The 1,073-nt window shown below is 69.7% G+C and carries 2 protein-coding genes; both read right to left on the minus strand.

What is annotated here, in order from left to right:
- Nucleotides 1-454 (minus strand): crossover junction endodeoxyribonuclease RuvC (gene ruvC / locus I71_RS33215; protein ID WP_042704362.1); only part of this gene is annotated, 454 nt, incomplete at its 3' end.
- 69 nt (nt 455-523) lie between these two features.
- Nucleotides 524-1,073 (minus strand): YebC/PmpR family DNA-binding transcriptional regulator (locus I71_RS33220; RefSeq protein ID WP_042704365.1); only part of this gene is annotated, 550 nt, incomplete at its 5' end.

Genomic DNA, 1,073 nt, shown 5'->3' on the forward strand with positions numbered 1-1,073 from the left:
TCGCCACCGCCAGCGCGTCGGCGGCGTCCGGCGTGCCGATCTCGCAGCCGGGCAGCAGCAGGCGGACCATCGTCTGAACCTGCGCCTTCTCGGCGCGGCCCTGACCGACAACCGCCTTCTTGACCATGTTGTTGGCGTATTCCGCCACCGCCAGCCCGGCCTGGGCCGGCACCAGCAGGGCCACGGCGCGCGCCTGCCCCAGCTTCAGCGTCGAGACCGCGTTGCTGTTGACGAAAGTTTCCTCAACCGCCGCCTCGTCGGGACGGTAGCGCTCCACGACCGCCGACAGGGCGTCGTGGAGCTGCAGCAGCCGCTCGGCCAGCGGGCAGCGGTCGTCGGAATGCACCGCACCGTCGGCGACATGGCTCAGCCGGTTGCCCGCCACGTCGATGATGCCCCAACCGGTGTGGCGCAGGCCGGGGTCGATCCCCAGCAGCCGCACCGGCGACGGCATCTCCGCCTCACGTCGTCCTGCCCGCGCAAACACGGCACCCGCTCTCCGCTTGCAAGACCCGCGTCGCTGTTACGCGGTCAGCTTCTGCATCAGCTCGTCGGAGATGTCGAAGTTGCCCTCGACCACCTGAACGTCGTCGTTGTCCTCCAGCACGTCCAGCAGCTTCAGCAGGCTGGCGGCGGCGTCCTCGCTCGGTGCGACGGTGTTCAGCGGACGCCAAGTCAGCCGCGCGCTCTCCGCACCGCCGAACTTGGCCTCCAGCGCGTCGCGCACCGCGCCGAAATTCTCCACCGTGGTGGTGACCTCGTGGCCGTTCTCGTCGGACTCGACATTGTCGGCGCCGGCCTCCAGCGCCACCTCGAACAGGGCGTCGGCATCCGCGGCCGCGGCCGGATAGAAGATCGCGCCGATGCGGCTGAACATGAAGCTGACCGAATTGGTCTCGCCCAGGCTGCCGCCATACTTGGTGAAGCTGGAGCGCACTTCCGCGGCGGTGCGGTTGCGGTTGTCGGTCAGCGCCTCGACGATCAGCGCGACGCCGCCGGGGCCGTAGCCCTCGTACCGCACCTCTTCGTAGTTCGCATCGTCGCCGCCGCCGGGCGTGCCCTGCTTGATGGCG

The sequence above is a fragment of the Azospirillum sp. B506 genome, assembly GCF_000333595.1.
Lineage (GTDB): Bacteria > Pseudomonadota > Alphaproteobacteria > Azospirillales > Azospirillaceae > Azospirillum.